Origin of the sequence: Microcoleus vaginatus FACHB-2002 (genome assembly GCF_040004035.1) — a bacterium.
In the GTDB taxonomy this organism is placed as follows: Bacteria; Cyanobacteriota; Cyanobacteriia; order Cyanobacteriales; family Microcoleaceae; genus Microcoleus; species Microcoleus vaginatus_C.
The window spans coordinates 35,970-55,807 of sequence record NZ_JAMPLN010000016.1 but is presented as its reverse complement, the minus strand read 5'-3'; the positions used below and the strand labels follow the sequence as shown (position 1 = coordinate 55,807).

The following is a 19,838-nucleotide window of genomic DNA, read 5'->3' as shown; positions in this document are numbered from 1 at the left end:
TGGGCCGGGGGAATAGGAATAGTTTTGAGATTGCCGAGATCCGACCGCGAACAACGAGCAGACGCTTAATGATTTGTGAGTTGTGAGTTAAAAACTCAAGATTTAACACTCATTAACTTACCAATTCCTCCGGCCCCATGACCAATTACCCATTACCAGCTACCCATTACCCAAAATGTTTGATTGCATTATTGTCGGTGCAGGCCCGGCAGGTCGTACAGCAGCCGATGGCCTAGCAAAGCACAGACATTCTGTTTTGGTAGTAGAAAAAGCATCTTTGCCCTGTAATCAGCCTTGTAGTGGCGACGTTTCTGGGGCTATCGCCCAATGGCTCGATTTTGACCTGACGCCAGCTATTTGGATGAAAGCTAACAAAATTACCTACACATCGAAAATGGCATATCTGGTGCAGGTTCCGATAAATTCCCCAATGTGGATGGTACAGCAAGATGTATTGGACGACTTTTTAATTAAACAATCTCAAAAAATTGGTGCGGAACTTAGACGCTTTACACAAGTTAAAGGAATAAAGCTTAAACATTATGTTTGGGAAGTTAAAACAAACTCAGAACCTGTTTCTGGCCGCTATTTGATTGCTGCTGACGGTGCCGGCGGGCCGATGACTAAGTGGCTAGGATGGAAAGAACCAAAAGTTTTTTTGACCGCAAGTTTAGCAACTCGCTCAATCAAGGGCAACGCCATCAATTTCGATTTTGGTACTATAAAAAAAGGTTTTATCTGGAGCTTTCCCAAAGCTGACGGCTACTCTTTGAGTATTGCTGCAATGCGTTGTGACAAGCTAAAAGATATCAAGAAAATTTTGACCGACTACGCAACTAAGTGCGGTGCGGATGTTCGTGTCAGCAACCTGCGGGAACACCCCCTGAGTCTGTGGAATGGCGATCGGAAATTGCACTCGCAAAATGCGCGGCTCGCAGGAGACGCAGCCTGTCTCGCCGACCCCCTGTCCGGTGAGGTAATTCGACCTGCCATATTCAGCGGATTTAATGCCGCTCAGGCGATAGATCGAGTTCTGGGAGGTGCCGACAACGCTAAGGAGCAGTACACTGAATCGATCGCCCAAGAATGGGACACTGATATGGTTTGGGCCAGTCGGTTGGCTAAGGCATTCTATCAGTTTACAGGAGCTGCTTATAGAGCGGGCGTCAAATTGCCGATGACTACTCAGTTGATGAGCAAAATTTTGTGTGGCGAACTGCATTATGCCGATATCGCTAACCGCGCTTTTAACAAGCTGATGCCGTTTTAGAAGGAAGTCCGAGGGAAGAACGCATATTGTTAAATCCCCATTGCTTATTCTTCATTTCCAATTCTTAATCGTTAATTTAAAAATAGGAATTACACATTATTCCTCACAAAGCCAGTTGATTCCTAGATTTTTCCTTGCCGAACCCGCTTTTTTCCAATAAACTGGGTTTAAAAGCCTAACTGCTATTTTAAATAAAGTCTATGCGAGGTTTTTTTTATACAAGCCCCGCGCTGCTTATACAATCAATCTCAAATACTCCGGTGGGAGGGAAAAACTGGTTTGACACGTTACTAAGAGCGCGGTAAGGCGCTTCCGGGGCAGCTTAAATAATTACATTCTACCTAAATCCTGTAAAATATAAAGTCTCAAATCTAATGATAATTTATTTTTATAAAGTAGAGGAGCCTTACGGCTGCTTTTCTAATTTTTCACTACACGACATTTCTCTGCACGGCCAATATTGGTTGACTGTGGAACATTACTATCAAGCCCAAAAATTTTTCAGCACGGATAAAAGATTAGTGGCGGCGATTCAAGCCGTAGCAACTCCTCAAGAAGCCGCTAAATTAGGTCGCGATCCCAACCACCGGATTCGCGCTGATTGGGAAGCTGTGAAAATTCCCATTATGCGCGAAGCAGTTTTAACTAAGTTTCTCACTCATACAGACATTCAAGCGATTCTCCTCGCCACAGGGGATCGAGTGATTGTCGAGGATTCGCCAACGGATTACTACTGGGGGTGTGGCTGCGACCGAACCGGTCAAAATCATTTGGGTAAAATTCTGATGAGCGTGCGCCAAGAAATTAGTCAGCGCCTTGCGCGCTGATAGAAACTCAAATTCTTTCGTTAATTATCATTATATGAAGTTATACAACAAATGTCAAGTTATCCTAACAATGAATAATTCTCATAGGGAGAGTTTAAGATTGCGATAAATTTATAAGAGCATTAAAATAATAATAATTATTTGCTTAACTCGCTCTGCCTGTTGAAGGCAAGGATTAAACTGGTGCGATCGCAGATTTTCCTTACGCCAGTGCGCCAGAGGCGATACACCGTCGTCTCTCAACGGTGCGCTAGCCATTAATTGTACAGATCGGTTGAGTCAAAAACTCAGGGTGAGGCATTGGAGTAGGCTCGCGACCACAGCACCTCAAAACTTCTTATTATCATTGTATTAAGTACAAAAGGAGATTTATGCAACTCAGAGAAAATACGCAAGAATTACATTATAAACTAGACAGAGAAGTTTTGATACGGCGGATAACAGAACGCATCCGCCAATCTCTAGAATTAGAAGATATTTTAACCAGTACGGTAGCAGAAGTGCGGTCTTTTTTGAAAACAGATCGCATTATGATTTACAGGTTTAGTGCTGACGGCAGTGGAGAAGTTGTTGCTGAGTCAATTAATAACAACCATCTCCCTTCCTTGAAAGGCCTGCACTTTCCAGCAGACGACATTCCCGCCAGCGCCAGGGAGATGTATGTCGCTTTGCGCCAGCGGACAATAATAGATGTTAACTCAGGGACGATCGTCCTGAGTCCCCTCGATGCTGCAGACACCGGTCAACCTTTAGTAAAGGAAGAGATGCACTACCGAGCGCTCGATCCTTGCCACACAGCTTACCTGATGGCAATGGGAGTGCAATCTTCCTTAGTCGTACCGATTTTGCACCGCAGAATAGCGTCGGAAAACAGCAAAACAGATATCTGCGAGGCGGCCACGTGTCTGACTCGATACGAACCAGGAAATAATCAAAAAATTCACATCGAACTGTGGGGACTTTTAGTGTCTCACAACTCCGCGCCCCTCAATATTTCACCAGCAGATTTAGAAGTAGTTCAGCTCGTATCAGATCAATTGTCTAGCGCTATAGCCCACGCGCTCCTCCTGCAGCAAACCCGCTCTCAAGCCGCCCGCGAAGCTACCGTGAGCCGCATAGCAGCCCTGTTGTATGGTCACGTCAACATTCAACTGCAGCAAGGTTTAGAAGCTACCGTCACCGCTTTGGGCGGCAGCGGTGGCAGACTCTATCTCAACCCGCCGAAAATCAACGGTGAAAATTTATCCGCTCCCAAGATTGAGGGAGGATTGCCAACTGCCCCGGCCCACAGTGATGCTACCTTTGAACTGTTCACCACAGGAGAACAACCGACACTTCCCAACTGGGAAAAAGTTAAGGCGCTCGAAGCTCATCCCCTCTGGCAGGAATGGCTAACCAAAGGATTTAAGAATACTGAAGAAATTCCCAAAATTTCAATTTTTACTAACTGTCAATTCCCAGTTTTGATAATTACCGACTTATACAAAGAACCTCTATTTAGAGTTTTAGTTCCCGCTTTCCAATTTACTAAAATTAGGGGTTTGCTGGTAATTCCCCTCCACTACAAACAACAAGTAGTTGGCTGTTTGACCATTTTTCGCAATGCAATAGATACCGAAAAAATGTGGGCGGGGCGCTTTGACACCAGCGCTGCACAAACCCTTCCCAGACAATCCTTTGAAGTCTGGCGAGAAATAAAAAAAGGTCAGTCGCCGGAGTGGAAGTACGAGGAAATTGAGCAAGCTTTAGCTATAGGCAGCCAATTTTGTTCTGCCATTGGGCAGTACGTTCTTTATAAAGAAGTGCAAACCCTGAATGCCAACTTGGAGCGCCAAGTTCAAGAACGCACCGCCCAATTGCAAAAATCCTTGGACTTTGCCAAAGTATTGACGCGAGTTAGAGACCAGATTCGCAGCACCTTAGATTTAAAAATCATACTGCAAACTATTGTGCGAGAAGTCAGAGTTTTGTTGGATACCGATCGCACGGTAATCTACCAATTTGCAGCCGACAAACAGGGCGAGGTAGTTGTCGAAGCTGTTTGCGGCCAGTGGCGGTCAATTTTAGGTGTCACATCTCCACAAAGATGCTTTCCCGAAGGCTCAGAGTGCTTTTATCGATCCGGAGGGGTGCGAGCAATTAATGATATTTATACTGAGGATTTAACACCCTGTCACCGCGAATTTTTGGAAGAGTTGGAGGTGAGAGGAAGTTTAATTGTGCCGATGAGAGGCAAAGATTCCCAATTGTGGGGGTTGCTGATTGCCCATGAGTGTTCGGGGCCGAGAGTTTGGCAAACAGCAGAACAGGAATTGGTGCAACATTTAGCTGCTCAAGCTGCGATCGCCATTCACCAAGCAGAACTTTATCAAGAAAGTCTCAATGCAGCAATTGCCGATCGATTAAAAGCCGAACAGCTAGCTAAAACAGTCACAGAACTGCACAATACCCAAGCCCAACTGATTCAAACCGAAAAAATGTCCAGTCTCGGACAACTCCTGGCCGGAGTCGCCCACGAAATCAATAACCCCGTTAACTTTATCTACGGCAATCTGTCCCACGCCAGCGAATACACCAAAGATTTGCTCTGCTTGGTGGAACTTTACCGCCAGCACTACCCCAATCCCAACCCAGAAATTAGCGAGTGTTCCGAAGCAATCGACATCGAATTTCTTGCCGAAGATTTGCCAAAAATTTTGGGTTCCATGACAGTCGGAGTTGAACGCATCCGCCAGTTAGTTGTATCTTTGCGTAATTTTTCCCGGACGGATCAAGCCGAGAAAAAAGCCGTTGACATTCACGATGGCATAGACAGTACCCTGTTGATTTTGCAGCACCGGATCAAAGCCAATTCCGATCACAACACCGTAGAAATTATTAAAGAATACGCCAATTTGCCCTTAGTAGAATGCTATGCCAGCTCGCTCAATCAAGTATTTATGAATCTGATCGGTAATGCCCTTGACGCCCTAGAAATGGGAAAAAAAGAGCCAGGTATGAATCTTCCATTTAAAGCGGCAAGTGCAGCGGCGACACATTTAAGCTCCCAAATACTGCCTATCGAGTCAGGAGATATAAATGCCACCACCGAGTGTTTGATTCCTGATTTCCCATCCCCTTGCATTCGGATTCGCACTGAATTAATCAATGAAAAAACGGTAGGAATTTGCATTGCCGACAACGGTCACGGCATCCCCAAAGAGTTAATCTCTCACATCTTTAATCCGTTTTTTACTACTAAACCCGTAGGTCGGGGCACGGGTTTAGGACTGTCTATCAGTTACCAAATTGTAGTTGAGAAACACCAAGGGGTACTAAAGTGTGTTTCTGTACCCGGTCATGGTACAGAGTTCTGGATCGAGATTCCCCTGAATTAGGCAACCGTCAAGGCAAGATTAGCTTCACCAGCACAGAACCGATCGAGCCCAGAAGACTCATAAAGTTGCCACCGCCGCCCGTGCGGGGTTCCGTAGGCTTTTGACGTGCAACAATGGCTTCGGCTAACTGCTTTGACAAATCCTGACCTTGGGGATTTCCTTGAGCTGCAAAGAGTTGGTTTGCTCGCTCGGCGTCTTGAGTCGCGCCGGCGAAGTCTCCCAAGTCAGCGCGAGACATACTGCGCGCAAAATAAACGGCTGCTAAATCCGATTTCAGATTCAGCGCTTGATTGTAATAATCAATGGCGTTTCTGTAGTTTCCTGCTTGAGCTTCCAGCACTCCCAACCGGTAGAAGTCTTCAGCGGTGCCGATATTGGTTGGCATTCCTCTAACTCCGAGCAGTTGCGCGTTATTTAAATTAGCGCCTTGCAAATTGGCGTCGCTGAGATAGGCACTTCTCAAGTCAGCACCGCTGAGGTTCGCACCGCTGAGGTTTGCCCCTGTCAGGTTGACGCCAAACAGGCTGGTGCCGCTGAGGTTGGCACCGCTGAGGTCAGCCCCGGTGAGGTTGGCTCGACTGAGGTTAGCCAACCTCAAGTCAGCACCTTTGAGATTGGCTCCTGTTAAATTGGCTAAAACCAAGCCCGCACTGCTGAGGTCGCAGTTGGGGCACTGTCGGGTGGCTAGTAATTGTTGCGTGTGTTGGATGTTCTCGGCGGCGGCAGGAGCAATCGGGGCGATCGCGCTTAGCAGCGTTGCAGCAGCGAGGATTCTGAGTTTCATTTTAACCGTCCAAAATCCAAAATATTAAATCTAAAATAGCTTTTATCGAAGCAATTGAAAATCACCATAACACAAGTTCACCCAACAAATCTTTTGACCTGCCGTATGTAGGAGTTCTGGGCGCCATCAGCACCCTAAATTGAAGTTATCCGCCTTTCCGGAGTGTCAAATAAAGATTTCGCTGCCAATAAATTAGGGTATTGACCCTCCCCTGGCTAAAGCCGAGGGGATTCTAAGAGGATGTTACGAAACGGGATAAATCCGCGCTTCTTCACATTTTCTCTCTAGTTTCAGAAGATTAATCCTTCTTGGGGCAGTCAATGACCCCCTAGACACTCCGGCAAAGCCATTGTGCTTACTTTTTCTTCCGATATTTGCTGAACCATTCAAGTCACTGTTAACCAGATGTTCCTCTTTTGTCCGATACAATCCTCGCTTAATTCGTTTACCAGAGAACTGGTAATTCTTAGGATTGTCGGCATTGTAAACAGGTACTTCATCACCATCGATAGCACTTGCCTTGCTGGTATACGACTCTTCCTGTTCGGTGTAAACCAATCCGTATCGCTCACACAGCGCTCTCAACTTAGAACGCAAAGAATGAAACGGGATTTGTACAAAGTTCTGGTTGTTGCACTTTCCGATGTTGATTTCCTGTTTGATTCCAGGATTATAACCAACAATCAGTTGTGCAATCTGGTTATCAATGCAGTGGTTGACTATAAACCGTGCTGCCTTGTTCAGGTAATCTCTAACCTGATTATTGCGCCTTGCCACCAGCTTTACTTGCTGGTTGGTAATACCTTTAATTCCCTGCTTATCCTTGATGGATTGCAGACAAGCATTGCGTTTGTTGTACCACTGGTTAATCGATTTCATTGGTTTGCCATCCACAAGGAAGGATGCCCCATTGGTATCAACACAAGCAGCAAGGTTGTCTACTCCCAAATCAATGCTAATCGCACTACTGGGATTGACTTCTACGGGTTCTGGTTCTACTTCGTTGATAAATTCAACCTCGAAGTATCGACCGTTGTATTTGGGGTGAATGCGAATCTCTTTGAGGGATTCGTAGTCAATGCGGTCGGGAAAGTTGAGCCAGACTTCCCCAAACTGTTTCTTGAACTGATTGGACATGGGTATCCGAAACTTGCCGTCTTTGATGACCAGTCTCGGTACTTTTGTCTTGTCCTTACGGCTAGACCACCCACAAGGAATTATCAGCAAGAAGTAGCCGTCTTTTGGCAAGTAGTGAGGAAGCTTAACTCGCTGTTGGTAGCTTCCCTCCCTAAGTGCACTAATCAATCCGTAGAAGCTTTTGAATGTTCGGTCTACTACCTTGAGTGTCTGTTGAGCAATATCAGTGTTCAGCAATTGGTAGTTCTCGTTAACTTTACACTGGTAGTAGTTCGACTCGTAGCGCAGGTGCTTACGTTCCTCAAAGAAGTATTGTCGAACTGTGTAAAGCCCAAGGTTGTAGAGGTTCTTACTCAGTCGGCACAATTCCTTGAGAGCCAAAAACTCGGACTTATTGAGTTCTCGCACTTGGTTCTTCTGGGCCAGGTACATAACCATCTTTTCGCTACTGTTATAAGTATATAGCGAAATGGCAGGATGAATCCTGCCTATCCGTTTTCCTCCCTGGTCTAAAGACGCAGGGTTTCCAACGAGGATTTTCTATGAAAAGCTCATTACCCTTTAGCCGCTGTTCTCGGCAACCATAAAAATTAACAAATAAATTAGTCGTGAATCGTGCCGTCGGGCATCGTTGTACCCTTAAGATATACTCCGCTCAGGTTAACTTTTGTAAGGTTTGCTCCCAACAGGTTTGCTCCGCTTAAGTCTGACGCACTTAAAATCGCTTCAGTCAAGTCTGCCCTAATTAGACTCGCCCCCATTAAGTCGGCTCCGCTAAGGTCTACTTTGCTCAAGTTTGCGCCAATTAAATCGCATTCTGTGAGCACCGCCCTACGCAAGTTTACTCCGTAAAGATTTACTCCGTGCAAGTCTGCACGGCTGAGTGTGGCCCGAGATATGTTGGCTCCAATTAAAGTTGCTTGGATCAGGGAAGCTCCGCTCAAGTCTGCTTTGCTGAGGTTCGCTCCCATCAACTCAGCTCGATGCAGGTTAGCTTCAACTAAAAGTGCTTCTGTAAGGTCCGCTCCACCTAAGTCTGCTTTGCTCAAATTAATCTTGCACAAATTGGCTTTGCCAAAGTTGACTCTGTTGAGTTTCGCTTTGCTGAGATTGGCTCCAATCAGGTCGGCTTCATACAGATTGGCTCCAATCAATTCTGCTTCGTAGAGGTAGACCTCGTGCAGGTAGACCCCGCTAAAATTTCTTTCTCCTATTGCGTATAGCTTGAGCAGTTCGTCAACGTTCATTGTGGCTTCTCTACACCTTTTAAATGAAGAATACTGTTAGCACGCTGGTTGCACCGGATGTTCTGCAATTTTAGATTCGGAAATATTCACACCCAGCCTGAAACTTCCCTCAATCTGCAAGGTTTGAGTATAAATTAGATGATTTGGTGAGGGTGAAGGACAAAGCTGCTTTCTATTTTACCTGTGGATAAAAATTAATATTTAAAAATTTTAACAACAAGTTTGCTCGCACTTCCTAACTAAATCCGCAAGATTCTACGTGGAAACACCGATCGAACCCATAACTTTTTGTGGGTAGTTGAGCTTACTGAGTAAAACTGTGACCAAGATCACAAGCCTATGTTAGTAGGATCACATAGAAACCCCCCTTTCGATCACAGCAGGCGGGCAAAAATAGCCGATACTTATACTGTAAGGCTGAGAAATTGACAATGCCACCCTCGTCGTGTTTTACTCAATTGGCGATAAAGCCAGTAGTTTCACCGATACTTGCCCGCAGCAAGAAAGTCGGTTGCAACGTCACTCGGCGCTACCCGCTCTGACCGATGAGAGTGCTGATATCTAAGGATTTTTCGCACAGCGAAAGCCAAAAATGCAGTTCGGGGACTAGGGGAATGTCTGTATAAAAATGCGATCGCTGGTGTACAGACATTCGCTTGTTTGCTAGCACCTAATGACTAAACATCGCCCATACGTTCACAAAAAATACCAATAAATACCAGGAAAACCATGATTGATGTTTAACAAAAAGAGAATAAATGGTATTCCTTAAGAGTCACCTATTGCCACTAATGTTACAGTCGATCCGTTAACGGCTATCACTATTAGCAATGACGCTTGTGCATCAAATACAAAACTGACCCAGAAAGCTGGTTTTTTACCAAAAAAATCGTTGCAACCTTGCTCCAGGTTAAAATAATCCGGTTTCTGAGCGTCCGAGTGCCTCCAGGAAGGAAAAAGTTTAATGAGAACGATCGCTTTTGTATTGCTTCAGGGCAAACAAAAGGTCAGCATTTAGGATAGGAGCAGCTTTCGCTCCCTTGTCAAAAAAAGGTATTGTAGAACGCGAATCGTGAGGTAATTGATATGGCTGGAGTATGTAAACTTAGCATCACAGAGACAAGTGAAGAGCTAAAAAACCTGTTAACTGAACAAAAAACGGCAAGCGGCTTTCAAAAAATTCAAGCACTTTACCTGTTCAAAATTTGTCATGTTAAGACAGTTAAAGAATTGGCAATGACGATCGGGGTCAATCGAATTACAGTGCAGCGGTGGCTGAGAAAGTACCGTTCTGAGGGACTCGAAGGACTCCTCGAAACAAAGCACAGCGGCGGCCGTAAGCCGGCCATTCCTCCTCTGGCCCGCGCTAGTTTGGCAATGCGCCTCAGCGACCCCCAGGAAGGTTTTAAAAGCTATGGAGAGATTCAAGAGTGGTTGCAGCAGGAATACAGCATTGAGGCTTCCTATAAAGCCGTTTACGCAACAGTCAGATATCACCTAAAAGCCAAGCTGACGAAAGTCTAGACTGTTCATACCGCGTCGGATTAAGCACGGATTATCTAATTGTTTGCCGTCAGGTTTTGAAGATTTTGAGGATTTGCGTCATCACGACAAACCTGACAAATTCTTTTTTAACAAAACTCGCTCTCATAAACTGCGGAGCATATAAATTATATGTTGTGGCAATTGGGGTGAAGGGGAGAATATGTGATGCTTTTCCCCTGTTTGTGAAAGATGCTTAAAAAATGAGCCATAAATCATCGCTTGCAAGTTTTGTCTAATTTGCAGGTTTTGTTATATGGAGGTAAAAATTGGCAGCGGCTAAGGCAAAAACCGATCCAAAGCCGCTTTCAACTCTTCGATTTCCGTATCGATATTACCTTCTTTAGCGGCTCTGGCAATGCACTCAGTTAAATGTTCGTCAAGAATGATTCTCGCCACGCGATCGAGCGCGCCTCGAACCGCAGCAACTTGCACGAGAACTTCGGGACAGGGACGGTTTTCTTGCACCATTGTTTTAATACCTCGGACGTGTCCCTCAATCCGAGACAAGCGATTTACCAGCCGCCGCATCGATTCTTCATCGTGATGGTGAGGGTGGGCTGATTTATCGTCGTGATGGTGGTGGGAATTGGAGGGCAAGGATTTGTCAGTAGAAGTATCAGATAGAATCATTGGGGTTACGAAGGAAATTTAAAAGTTAGAATTCAGAATATGTTGAGTGGGTGCGGGCTGGTGACTCATGTATTGTAACTGTCAAAATATATTTAGGATCTTCATAGCGGCAGATTATTGAGCCCGCACGATCGCACACCTTTACCAGACTAACCCAGACTAACAAAGATTGACGCTATGCGACTATTTAAGTTTTTTCGCCCCGCACCTCGCATCGGTGCTCGTTGGTTCGCCCTAATTTTAGGAATGACGATCGCCCTGAGTGCGTTCGGTATCAATGCTGCACCCGCTGCCGCTGCTGATGGCACAAATCCGCCCAACTTAAAGTTCCAGAGTTCCCCCGTCACCCCCCCGAATCCGCAACTTTTAGCGCTGCGGGGCGGGGAACTCCCGGCGGATACGGCCAGTTTTGTGACGGCTGCAGTCGATCGAGTCGGGCCGGCAGTTGTCCGCATTGATACCGAGCGCACTGTCAGCCGCAACATCGACCCCTTAATGGAAGACCCCTTCTTCCGCAGATTTTTGGGAGAAGATTTGCGGAGCCTGACCCCCAGACAAGAACGCTTGCGGGGTCAAGGTTCCGGCTTCATCATTGACAAAAGCGGAATTGTTTTAACCAACGCTCACGTAGTTGACAACGCCGATCGAGTGACTGTCACCTTAAACGACGGCAGGACATTTCCAGGAGAAGTCCAAGGTACTGACGAAGTAACAGATTTGGCTGTTGTCAAAATTAATACCAAGCAATTAAACCTGCCGACGGCCACCTTGGGAGATTCCGACGCGGTGAAAGTGGGAGATTGGGCGATCGCTGTGGGCAACCCCCTGGGATTTGACAACACCGTCACCTTGGGCATTATCAGCACCCTCAAACGCTCCAGTGCAGCCGTCGGCATTCCCGACAAGCGGCTCGATTTCATTCAAACCGACGCCGCCATCAATCCCGGCAATTCCGGCGGCCCGCTGTTAAACAGCAGAGGAGAAGTGATTGGCATCAACACGGCGATTCGAGCCGATGCAATGGGTATTGGGTTTGCGATTCCGATCGACAAAGCCAAGGCCATCTACGCGCAGTTAGCCAAGGGAGAACAAGTCAGCCATCCGTTTTTGGGGATTCAGATGATTGCTTTGACTCCTGAAATGGCCAGAGAGAATAATTCTGACCCCAATGCTCCTTTGATTGTGCCGGAAGTCCAAGGGGTGTTAGTGATGCGAGTTGTGCCAAATACGCCTGCTGAGGAAGCAGGAGTTCGCAAGGGGGATGTCATCGTTCAAATTGACGGCGAGGCAGTAACTGAACCCGAACAGTTGCAAAATTTGGTGGAAAACAGCAAAATCGGTCAAATTCTGCAACTGAAGGTGCGCCGCGGTGCCCAGATTAAAGAAGTTCCGGTTCAAACTGCTCAACTGAGGGATTTTTAACTATAAGGGGAAGGGGGGAAATCGTTAAAACCCCCTCCTCCACTCGATCGCGTGCAGGGCATAAAAATTGTTCACAAATGAAATGGGATTGCTAAGTAGAAGGAAGAAGGAAGAAGGAAGAAGGAAGAAGGAAGAAGAGATACACAGCAAGCCTTTGCGCGATCAGTATTTTACGTTTAATTAGGTGGATTTACTTATCATAGATGATTTAAATTCACTCAACTATGACGGAATATTGCGTCTACTTTTAACTCACATCCTGATGCAAAAGGATTTCGCCCTTCAGTCTAGATCGCACTCTAACCGCTTCAGCTCAAATCCGTGCTTCATGGCAATTACAAAGTTGAGTCAAGTGGCAACTATATGTATTTTCGATATATCAGCGCTAATTTGAGTTTATCGACTCACAGTCAACTGTCAAAGGTTAACAATAAAAACTCTTGATTGACTTAAATACAGATGGCTTTCTCACTATTTAATTTACCCACTAAAACGCCCAACCATTGCGATGACGCTGGCAACTATGGATAGTTATAGTATCGTTTGTAACAGTTATGTAAGTTATCAGGAATTAAAATAAGTGGGTTTAAATAAACATTACAGGGTAGACCAGCTTTTGCACTAATAACATCTCTCTTAGTATAGATACTAGGCGAAACCAGCCCCGGCAAGACCTTACAAAAGATTATTGTTTTTTGGCGCTTGCCTACTTATATTAGCCATAATTAATATACATAAAATAAAAGAATCAGGGAAAATTTAGTATGACATCTGTGGATATTGAAAAAAAAGTCATGACAGAAGAAGAGGAGGCAAAGTTATGGGAAGTGTTCAAAGTATTGGACGCGGACGGGAGCGGTGCTATTTCATCTGAAGAACTCGGTCAAGTGATGCGATCGCTAGGACAGAGTGCTAACGAAACCGAGCTGCGCGAAATGATCGAGGAAGTGGACTTAGACTCGTCGGGCAGTATCGATTTTGAGGAATTCAAAATCCTGATGGTGTCCGAGCAAGGCGATCGCCAGAGTCGTCTCAAAATGTCATTTAGTGTATTTGATGAAAACGGTACCGGTCAAATCAGTAAAAACGAGATGCAGGATGTGATGAGCCCGTTTGGGCTGACAGAGCCAGAGCTCGATGAGATCATCAAAGAGGCAGACCATGACGGCAATGCCTTAATTGACTTTGAGGAATTCTGCACACTGGTACCCGATGAGTCAGATATCACAACAGAATCTCAAGACTTGCCGGTTCCGGTTGTCAGTGCACAGACAACCGAGATTTCAGATAGTACAGTGGCTGCGCTCGAAAGTATAACCACTGCTGTCAACGAGGCAGCTTCTGCCACTATTGAACCTAATCTAGAAGATCTACAAGAACCACCTACCGCTTGCAATCGAGAAATAGCGCGGCTAAAAGAACTACTCGCCCAACACCCACAAGCTGAGAAGAAGCGCGGTACATCCCGCTTGGAGATGCAGATTGGTTTGTTTCGTCTGATCCAGGGAGCAGCCTACCGGAGCTTCCGCGAGAGTTTCTGTGCCAACCACGAGACTCACCTGTGCGTGAGAGACTTGCCATACAAAATTGCTGATTTTGTGCGATTTGTCAGGAGTACGATCGCGCTTTATAAAGGATTGGGTGTAGTAGAGTCGGCGTGCAACCCTCTACTGGATGCTGTAGTTAAATCGCTCGAAGATGAATATGCCCGACTAGAGCATCGCATCAAGAACTGGAAAACCATAGAAAAAACTCCTGAAATGTTGGCCCAAGAACAAGCCATGTTCCAGGCGCGGGATAAGTCTGCCACCGCCAAGGAGAAGTTTGGGGCGGCAGTCGAGTTGGCAATGACCATCAAAAAGGATAGTCTCAACTTGCGTGACATTGCCGAGGGTGTGCTAGCCATCAACGAACTCAACCGACTGCGAAACCTGGAGCTGAGTGAGAGCATGGCAGCGCCACCAGCCAAATCCGAGGGAGATCCCACAGAGTACCTGAAGAAGTGGAACCGCGTCATCCTGTCGGAGGCATTAGAGCAAATAGATGGTGCGATGATGCCACTAGCATATTGGTATGAAGACTTTATGCCGAAGTTGCTGGCTGCCTTCAGCGTCATTACCGAAGCAGACATTCCCTTCAACACGGTGCCTGATGAAGCAGCTTTAAACCAGTGGTACGAAGCGACTAAAACGTCAGGGGAATTTGGGCGCTATGGGGCGGATGTTGCAGAAGGCTTTCCCAAATGCGCTCCTAAACAGAAGCTGATGCTTCAACAGGCATGGCGCTTGACGCACCACTACCTCAATGGGATACAGAAACGGCGCGAACGCTTGGAGTCGGGGCGGGAGTCTGGGGAACTCTCGCAATATGTGGCGTTCATCGATGTGTATATCGATCGCACTGAAGTAAAGAATTCACAAATGCGGGTCAGCTTCCCTTACTATATTGGCCCTGCGGTGTGGCGTTTCTTGCACACTACGGCTGAGATAGTCTCTACCAAGACCCCAGAACAGCAAAAAACTCTGGTGACCATCTTCAAGCACTTCTTCAACCTGTTTGCCAATATGTATCCCTGCCCCTACTGCCGCCACCACCTCAACGCCTACGTCGTGCAGAATAAAGAGGTGGAAATTTACCCTGTGGAGTACCTCGTGCTTGGGCGCGACCCGCGTCTGAATAGCTTTGAGGTATCAATGGAGGCAAAGCTGTCCACTGTAGTAGATGGCCCGTCCCTGCGCTTATTCTTCTGGAAGTTGCACAACACTGTCTCTTCATCAATTGCGCGATCCGAGGAGTGGTATCAAAAGGATGAGGAAGCATTCTACACCACCCGTTATTGGCCCAGCATTGAGTCTGAGCTAGCACAAGCCAAAGCCCTCAAACAAATCAGCATTGCCACCGATCGGATGTACCGCCTCTACGGTATCCTCAAGCCCGCAGCACGACTGACAGGGGTGAGACCAATATTGCATAAGCTGTTGGATAAGAGGGACTCAGAAGGCATCAAGGAGGTATGCTTAGTTGCTCAAGATTACATCCAGGAGTTGGACGAGGCGATCGTCACGGGACAATTCCTACAAGAGACATATTACTTTGACCCTGACCTTGTGGATGAAGCTCCAGTCTTCACTCCTGAAGAAGAGGAGTTTGCTCGAAGCGGTTTGTTCGTCGAGGCTACTTGAATATCAGTTATAAAGTTAAGTTTTTAAGCTTAACTTTTTACCCCTCCATATATATAGATAGCAATACTCCAGTTTGGAGAAAATGGCGATCGCAAAAATCCCCCTAGCAAATTGGTGGATATTGTGAATCACTGCGCTAAAATTACTGTGGGAGAAGAGTTATCACGTACAAGCCCATGACCTCAACAAAAGATAACTTAAACAATTGGATTATTCCTGATGGTGGTCACGCTGGAGAGGCTGAGGCGGCTGAAAAGTTTGCTCAACCTAATAACGTTACTTCTTCAGACGCCCAAATTTCTGTGTATTTCCGCAATATAGAAAATGAATTGATTTGTAAAATTAACGAGTATCCTGTTGTAGTTGGATGCGTTGCTTGGTTAACCCATGAAGGAATCCTTAATGCTCTATCCAGTAGAAAACGGGTTTCTATCATTATTCAAAAAGAAGACTTTTTACGCCCTGATACTGGCAACTGGTCAAGTAATAATTTAAGAAAAATGTATGCTTCTTTACCTCTAGGCCCATCTGGTTTGACAGATACGGGTGAACGGTGGGGGAGTTTATTGGCATCACTGAACTCCCACAGCAGTTGGGAATCTGAGCCTGTTAGATGGGTCGGAAACTTTAATAGGGAAAAGAAACCTGCTTTCCCCAGGATGCACAATAAGTTCTTAATTTTCTGTGATATTGACGCAGTAACTGGAAATGAGCCTGATTTTGACGAGGGACATATTGAGATCGTACCCAGAGCAGTTTGGACTGGCTCATTTAACCTTACTAATAATGCTACGCGATCTTTAGAAAATGCTACATATATCAAAGACGTGGACATCGTAAATGCTTACTATGCAGAATGGCAGTATATTTTTGCATTATCTGAAATCATTCCAAATGAATTTTGGGATTATGCTTGGAGTCCACCGGACTATTTCAGAATAGGAAGTTGACAATTGCTCACAAAAAGAGGCAACGTAAGTCTTGACGATCACTCCTAAAGCCAAAAAGTATTGACAGGAGGCTTAGGAGGCTAACAACCTGGTTGCAGCGAACGGAATAGATATCTTGGTGGTAAAGTGAGCATTCCATCTCTGTTGACATAGATACTTTCATAAAAAATACTCGATAGTGTTGGAAACTCTGTTTTTTTGGCTTGTTCGGCTAGGAGCACTACCTTACTTATTGGCTCACCTTACGGAACAAAAAGACGACCAACGCCCATCCAGGTTTCGATATCCAGCAAGATTTCCAGAATACGGTCAACACAACGATTTCGATAGACTCGATCGGCTAAAAATCGATCGGCATCTCCAATTGTAATTACAGGAAGGGAATCCACTGTATTTTCTTCTCGGATCACCTGTTCCAGGGAGTCTTCACCCTTCATGCTGCGGTTTGCAGTAAGCAAAATCATCTGATTTGCCTGAGCAAGTCGCCAAACAACTCGATCGTTACTGTCGATCGACAAATTCATCTGCTTGAAAGTGACAAAACGAATTGGGAGTAGATTTAACCAGCCTTGACTCGCAATATTTCCTAATAAAATCTCTGCATGACCTCCGAGATTGTGATCGATGAGAAAATTCATGCTTCTAGTTCGTGTTTGGCTTTCTGCTCTTGAAGTTTTGCCCAAAGAGCCTCTCGACCGGGTTTGGGTGGCATCGCTGCAACGCGGGCTGAATGTTCGCGATTGCGTTCTTCCCAGTAATGCTGAATTTCCTTAGCTTGCCTTAAAACAATTTGATATTCTGCTTCGACTTCTGCACGATTTGCCTCAATGTAGGATAAAGCAACGTTAATCTGATCGTCGGTTAAGTCAAACAAGGAACGGATAAACTTCGGGGGATACTCAGCCGTCAGGTAGTCCATCACATCATAGAGAGTGATGCGCGTACCTGAAATTGTCAGTCCGCGCTCTGTACGAATAATGATTGGTTGGTTGTTGGATACTGAAACCATACCCATAGCCTCTGAAACAGTCTAGGAAATAATCCGATCGTACCTTACAAATCTCTGATGTCGTGTTTGTAGAAACCTTTGAGCAAATCCACCAGACGCCCCCTACACAAAATTAGCCGGATCTTGATCTCGCCGATGCTTCAGCAGAATCGGAGAACCTTGGCCATCACCCACCAAAGCCGCCGTTTCCTCCAACGCTTCCCTCAATCGCTTGGCCGCGTAGATCGACATATCGCGGGGCACATTCACCCGATCGCGCAAATACCGCAAAGCCGCATCAGAACCACTCGGCGGCGTACAAACTTCGCCAGTCATCATCAAAGTTAAAGCACAACGCAAAGCCTCATCAAATAAGTTGTCATCAGCAGGATTGACTCGAACGATGTTGCGCCAGTGCTTAATGACGCGGTGAAGTGCTTCAGCGCGGGAGGTTTCCGGTTCTGGATACATCACATCCGGCAGTCCAGCCCAAGGCCCATTATCCACGCGGGCTTTATTGAGTAGCATCTGAGGTTCGCCGTTTTCATAACACCCGCCCATCTGAGGCGGTAAATCGTGGACGTGGGTGTGAAAATCGCTCTGAGTGCCGCGATAGGTAGGGCGGCTTTCCATCGCTGCAAACCAGTCAGCAAAGCGCGGGTTTTCTTCCCGCATTGAGTAGCCTTTGTAGTAGTAAAGACTGGCATTCATCCGTTCGACGTAGGGCGTAAAGATGACATCCGCAGTGCCAAATTCATCGAGGAAATAAGGCCCGGGGGTGCTGCCGAGAGCCTTTTCTACCTGGGCGATGACGCTGATAAATTGGTTGCGGTTGTGTTGTTCTACTTTGGCTGAACTTGCTGGGTAGCACAGCCAAGAGCACCAGGCTCTAAATAGCAGTCGCTCTAACCGTCGCATGGGTATTACTGCCGGGTTTTCCATGCCCAAACCCAAGGGGCCATAGACTCGTTCGAGGGCGATTAAGATATCGTCGCTTTCGGTGATGATGCGGCCGTCTAGTTCGATCGCCGGTAGCATTCCCGATGGCACTTTGCGCTTGTACCAACTTTCCTTTTCCCCATAGCAGAACATAGTAACTTTCTCAATGCGGTAGGGGATTTGTTTTTCTTCCAGCCACAGCCAGATTTTTTGGCAGTAGGGACACCAAGCATGGTTATCGCGGTACAGGGTGACTCGCACATCGGATTCGGTTTTACCAAAGAGGCGCAAGCAGGCTTGAGCGTTGGTTGGCCCGTTGACGCGATCGACTTCAAAGTCTGTGAGGGCTTCTAATTCTGTCCAGCTTAGGGGGGTCATGCGATTTTAGATTTTAGATTTTAGATTTTAGATTGGAGAATTGAAGACAGCGACTGCTTCGTGGCAATAATAGAACTTACGCACCAACTCTATCTGTAGGGTGCGCTGTACGCGCACCTTACCCCTACCCATAGCGTATTCAACTATTTTTTGGTCTTAGTCTTGAATAAGATAGTTGGTTCTCAGTTAAAAAAGGCTTTGAGGACTCAAGTCCTCACTACAAACTTAACTACAATTAAGGCGACAGTTGGGGAGGGGGTGGGGCGTCTTGAATTTTAGCCAGTGCTGCTTTCATTTCAGGAGTGGCTAGCAACTTTTGGGTATCTGCGATTAAACGATCGCCCCAGAGGTTTTCTTTGAGATATTCTACGGTAGCATAGCGTTTGTCGAGTTTCAGAGCTGCTTCTCCCATCGCTAAGCCTTTTTCTTTGTCACCTTTGGTGTACAATGCTACTGCTAAAGCTAGCATTGCTTCGGCTGCTTTGTCGTCGATCACGATCGCTTCTTGCCAGCGTTTGATGGCGCTATCAACATCCCCCATTTCGTATTTTACTAATCCGATATTGTTGACAGCAGGCCACAGATTTTTTTCTAAAGCAAAGGCTTTTTCGTATTGGGCGATCGCCTGATCAAACTGCTTCAGCTTATAAAAAGCATTGCCTAAATCAAATAATGCACCTGGAGTATCTGGTTTTAACTTTAACCCTGCTTGCAAATATTCGGCTGCTTTCTCGTAGTTCGCTTTGCGAAAGTGAGCTTCTCCCAAGACAAATTTAATTGAGGGATTTTCTGGCGACAGAGATTGAGCTTGCCCCAAAGCTTCAATGCCTTTGTCAAACTGCTCGACTTGAAGGTACAAGCTACCTAACAAAGTCCAAGTTTGAGCATTTTTGGGGGCTAACTGTGTGGCGAGTTCGGCTCTAGGTACGGCGAGTTGGTACTGCTGGAGTCTGGCTAGCTGGACGGCTTCTTCTGCAAGGCTCAAGGCCGTTTGTTCGAGTTGGGCCGAGTCGATTTGCAGGGTGTAAGGCAGGAGTGCCTGTGCAACAGCAGGCTCGGGCATTGCCCCCAAACCGAGTGCGAGTAGCAGAGATATTAAAGGAATGCGATTAGGCACTGTACAGCCCCAGAAAAAAATATAAGGGTTTCTCGATCGCCTATG

The 19,838-nt window shown here is 46.2% G+C and carries 17 protein-coding genes; 7 read left to right on the top strand and 10 right to left on the bottom strand.

Going from position 1 to position 19,838, the window contains the following annotated elements; genetic code table 11:
- Positions 1 to 175 precede the first annotated feature (175 nt).
- Positions 176 to 1,270 (top strand): geranylgeranyl reductase family protein, encoded by a 1,095-nt coding sequence (locus tag NDI35_RS15450; RefSeq protein ID WP_445313511.1) that lies wholly within the window; start codon positions 176 to 178, stop codon positions 1,268 to 1,270.
- A gap of 374 nt (positions 1,271 to 1,644) precedes the next feature.
- Complete coding sequence (gene ybiA, locus NDI35_RS15445) at positions 1,645 to 2,097, top strand: riboflavin biosynthesis intermediates N-glycosidase (protein WP_445313510.1); 453 nt, start codon at positions 1,645 to 1,647, stop codon at positions 2,095 to 2,097.
- 111 nt (positions 2,098 to 2,208) lie between these two features.
- Here the strand turns inward: ybiA and NDI35_RS15440 are convergent, their stop codons facing one another.
- Complete coding sequence (locus NDI35_RS15440) at positions 2,209 to 2,355, bottom strand: hypothetical protein (protein ID WP_445313509.1); 147 nt, start codon at positions 2,353 to 2,355, stop codon at positions 2,209 to 2,211.
- A gap of 113 nt (positions 2,356 to 2,468) precedes the next feature.
- Here NDI35_RS15440 and NDI35_RS15435 point away from each other — a divergent pair, with 113 nt between their 5' ends.
- On the top strand, positions 2,469 to 5,474 hold the full coding sequence (locus NDI35_RS15435; protein ID WP_445313508.1) for a GAF domain-containing protein: 3,006 nt from the start codon (positions 2,469 to 2,471) through the stop codon (positions 5,472 to 5,474).
- A gap of 7 nt (positions 5,475 to 5,481) precedes the next feature.
- On the opposite strand, the gene NDI35_RS15430 is transcribed toward NDI35_RS15435, so the two are convergent.
- The 4 genes from NDI35_RS15430 to NDI35_RS15415 all read right to left on the bottom strand — a co-directional run bounded on the left by NDI35_RS15430 (position 5,482) and on the right by NDI35_RS15415 (position 9,294).
- Positions 5,482 to 6,258 carry a pentapeptide repeat-containing protein gene (locus NDI35_RS15430; protein WP_445313507.1) on the bottom strand — a complete coding sequence of 259 codons (777 nt, stop codon included), beginning with the start codon at positions 6,256 to 6,258 and terminating at the stop codon, positions 5,482 to 5,484.
- 243 nt (positions 6,259 to 6,501) lie between these two features.
- Positions 6,502 to 7,833 (bottom strand): RNA-guided endonuclease InsQ/TnpB family protein, encoded by a 1,332-nt coding sequence (locus NDI35_RS15425; RefSeq protein ID WP_445313506.1) that lies wholly within the window; start codon positions 7,831 to 7,833, stop codon positions 6,502 to 6,504.
- A 164-nt stretch (positions 7,834 to 7,997) separates the two neighbouring features.
- Positions 7,998 to 8,642 carry a pentapeptide repeat-containing protein gene (locus tag NDI35_RS15420; RefSeq protein WP_445313505.1) on the bottom strand — a complete coding sequence of 215 codons (645 nt, stop codon included), beginning with the start codon at positions 8,640 to 8,642 and terminating at the stop codon, positions 7,998 to 8,000.
- 529 nt (positions 8,643 to 9,171) lie between these two features.
- The gene (locus NDI35_RS15415; protein WP_333393163.1) at positions 9,172 to 9,294 is read right to left on the bottom strand and encodes a hypothetical protein; all 123 of its coding nucleotides are present in this window, start codon (positions 9,292 to 9,294) and stop codon (positions 9,172 to 9,174) included.
- Positions 9,295 to 9,728: 434 nt separating this feature from the next.
- Between NDI35_RS15415 and NDI35_RS15410 the strand changes: the two genes are divergently transcribed.
- Positions 9,729 to 10,166 (top strand): helix-turn-helix domain-containing protein, encoded by a 438-nt coding sequence (locus NDI35_RS15410; RefSeq protein ID WP_445313504.1) that lies wholly within the window; start codon positions 9,729 to 9,731, stop codon positions 10,164 to 10,166.
- A gap of 297 nt (positions 10,167 to 10,463) precedes the next feature.
- On the opposite strand, the gene NDI35_RS15405 is transcribed toward NDI35_RS15410, so the two are convergent.
- Positions 10,464 to 10,817: a metal-sensing transcriptional repressor gene (locus NDI35_RS15405; RefSeq protein ID WP_242723064.1), complete on the bottom strand. Its 354-nt coding sequence runs from the start codon at positions 10,815 to 10,817 to the stop codon at positions 10,464 to 10,466.
- A gap of 177 nt (positions 10,818 to 10,994) precedes the next feature.
- On the opposite strand from NDI35_RS15405, the gene NDI35_RS15400 reads away from it, so the two are divergent.
- The 3 genes from NDI35_RS15400 to NDI35_RS15390 all read left to right on the top strand — a co-directional run bounded on the left by NDI35_RS15400 (position 10,995) and on the right by NDI35_RS15390 (position 16,371).
- Complete coding sequence (locus NDI35_RS15400; protein WP_445313503.1) at positions 10,995 to 12,239, top strand: HhoA/HhoB/HtrA family serine endopeptidase; 1,245 nt, start codon at positions 10,995 to 10,997, stop codon at positions 12,237 to 12,239.
- A 794-nt stretch (positions 12,240 to 13,033) separates the two neighbouring features.
- Positions 13,034 to 15,421, top strand: coding sequence for an EF-hand domain-containing protein (locus tag NDI35_RS15395; protein ID WP_445313502.1), 2,388 nt, complete (start codon positions 13,034 to 13,036; stop codon positions 15,419 to 15,421).
- 176 nt (positions 15,422 to 15,597) lie between these two features.
- Positions 15,598 to 16,371, top strand: coding sequence for a phospholipase D-like domain-containing protein (locus NDI35_RS15390; RefSeq protein WP_445313501.1), 774 nt, complete (start codon positions 15,598 to 15,600; stop codon positions 16,369 to 16,371).
- A gap of 242 nt (positions 16,372 to 16,613) precedes the next feature.
- On the opposite strand, the gene NDI35_RS15385 is transcribed toward NDI35_RS15390, so the two are convergent.
- From NDI35_RS15385 to NDI35_RS15370, 4 genes are all read right to left on the bottom strand, one after another.
- Positions 16,614 to 17,009, bottom strand: coding sequence for an ACP S-malonyltransferase (locus NDI35_RS15385; protein ID WP_242723071.1), 396 nt, complete (start codon positions 17,007 to 17,009; stop codon positions 16,614 to 16,616).
- Positions 17,006 to 17,380 carry a DUF433 domain-containing protein gene (locus tag NDI35_RS15380; protein ID WP_445313500.1) on the bottom strand — a complete coding sequence of 125 codons (375 nt, stop codon included), beginning with the start codon at positions 17,378 to 17,380 and terminating at the stop codon, positions 17,006 to 17,008. Before NDI35_RS15380 ends, NDI35_RS15385 begins: the two co-directional genes overlap by 4 nt.
- 102 nt (positions 17,381 to 17,482) lie before the next feature.
- On the bottom strand, positions 17,483 to 18,676 hold the full coding sequence (locus NDI35_RS15375) for a glutathione S-transferase family protein (protein ID WP_445313499.1): 1,194 nt from the start codon (positions 18,674 to 18,676) through the stop codon (positions 17,483 to 17,485).
- Positions 18,677 to 18,911: 235 nt separating this feature from the next.
- The gene (locus tag NDI35_RS15370) at positions 18,912 to 19,793 is read right to left on the bottom strand and encodes a tetratricopeptide repeat protein (protein ID WP_445313498.1); all 882 of its coding nucleotides are present in this window, start codon (positions 19,791 to 19,793) and stop codon (positions 18,912 to 18,914) included.
- Positions 19,794 to 19,838 lie beyond the last annotated feature (45 nt).

What these genes read in the sequence shown, in the direction of transcription:
- NDI35_RS15425 (WP_445313506.1), bottom strand. Translation starts at nt 7,833, where the DNA reads ATGGTTATGTACCTGGCCCAGAAGAACCAAGTGCGAGAACTCAATAAG.
- NDI35_RS15440 (WP_445313509.1), bottom strand. Translation starts at nt 2,355, where the DNA reads ATGGCTAGCGCACCGTTGAGAGACGACGGTGTATCGCCTCTGGCGCAC.
- NDI35_RS15390 (WP_445313501.1), top strand. Translation starts at nt 15,598, where the DNA reads ATGACCTCAACAAAAGATAACTTAAACAATTGGATTATTCCTGATGGT.
- NDI35_RS15435 (WP_445313508.1), top strand. Translation starts at nt 2,469, where the DNA reads ATGCAACTCAGAGAAAATACGCAAGAATTACATTATAAACTAGACAGA.
- NDI35_RS15385 (WP_242723071.1), bottom strand. Translation starts at nt 17,009, where the DNA reads ATGAATTTTCTCATCGATCACAATCTCGGAGGTCATGCAGAGATTTTA.
- NDI35_RS15395 (WP_445313502.1), top strand. Translation starts at nt 13,034, where the DNA reads ATGACAGAAGAAGAGGAGGCAAAGTTATGGGAAGTGTTCAAAGTATTG.
- NDI35_RS15405 (WP_242723064.1), bottom strand. Translation starts at nt 10,817, where the DNA reads ATGATTCTATCTGATACTTCTACTGACAAATCCTTGCCCTCCAATTCC.
- ybiA (WP_445313510.1), top strand. Translation starts at nt 1,645, where the DNA reads ATGATAATTTATTTTTATAAAGTAGAGGAGCCTTACGGCTGCTTTTCT.
- NDI35_RS15450 (WP_445313511.1), top strand. Translation starts at nt 176, where the DNA reads ATGTTTGATTGCATTATTGTCGGTGCAGGCCCGGCAGGTCGTACAGCA.
- NDI35_RS15410 (WP_445313504.1), top strand. Translation starts at nt 9,729, where the DNA reads ATGGCTGGAGTATGTAAACTTAGCATCACAGAGACAAGTGAAGAGCTA.
- NDI35_RS15380 (WP_445313500.1), bottom strand. Translation starts at nt 17,380, where the DNA reads ATGGTTTCAGTATCCAACAACCAACCAATCATTATTCGTACAGAGCGC.
- NDI35_RS15415 (WP_333393163.1), bottom strand. Translation starts at nt 9,294, where the DNA reads ATGTCTGTACACCAGCGATCGCATTTTTATACAGACATTCCCCTAGTC.
- NDI35_RS15430 (WP_445313507.1), bottom strand. Translation starts at nt 6,258, where the DNA reads ATGAAACTCAGAATCCTCGCTGCTGCAACGCTGCTAAGCGCGATCGCC.
- NDI35_RS15420 (WP_445313505.1), bottom strand. Translation starts at nt 8,642, where the DNA reads ATGAACGTTGACGAACTGCTCAAGCTATACGCAATAGGAGAAAGAAAT.
- NDI35_RS15375 (WP_445313499.1), bottom strand. Translation starts at nt 18,676, where the DNA reads ATGACCCCCCTAAGCTGGACAGAATTAGAAGCCCTCACAGACTTTGAA.
- NDI35_RS15400 (WP_445313503.1), top strand. Translation starts at nt 10,995, where the DNA reads ATGCGACTATTTAAGTTTTTTCGCCCCGCACCTCGCATCGGTGCTCGT.